The sequence below is a fragment of the Telluria sp. AZSoR62 genome (genome assembly GCF_058111565.1).
Genome location: NZ_JBYTST010000705.1, coordinates 1 through 225, shown reverse-complemented (window position 1 = coordinate 225; position 225 = coordinate 1). Strand labels below are relative to the sequence as shown.

At 52.0% G+C, this 225-nt stretch carries 2 tRNA genes; both read left to right on the top strand.

The annotated features are described in order from the left end of the window. Nucleotides 1-76, top strand: a tRNA-Gly gene (locus tag AC3XQU_RS25205). A gap of 71 nt (nucleotides 77-147) precedes the next feature. Beyond that, nucleotides 148-223 (top strand) — tRNA-Gly (locus AC3XQU_RS25200). Nucleotides 224-225 lie beyond the last annotated feature (2 nt).

Here is a 225-nt window from a genome sequence, read left to right as displayed (position 1 = left end):
GCGGGAGTAGCTCAGTTGGTAGAGCGCAACCTTGCCAAGGTTGAGGTCGAGAGTTCGAGACTCTTCTCCCGCTCCAGTTTTCAGATTGCACGATTCGCCGCAATCTTGAAAAAATGTCAAAGTTCTGCGATAATCGTTGTTCTGTACGCGGGAGTAGCTCAGTTGGTAGAGCGCAACCTTGCCAAGGTTGAGGTCGAGAGTTCGAGACTCTTCTCCCGCTCCAGT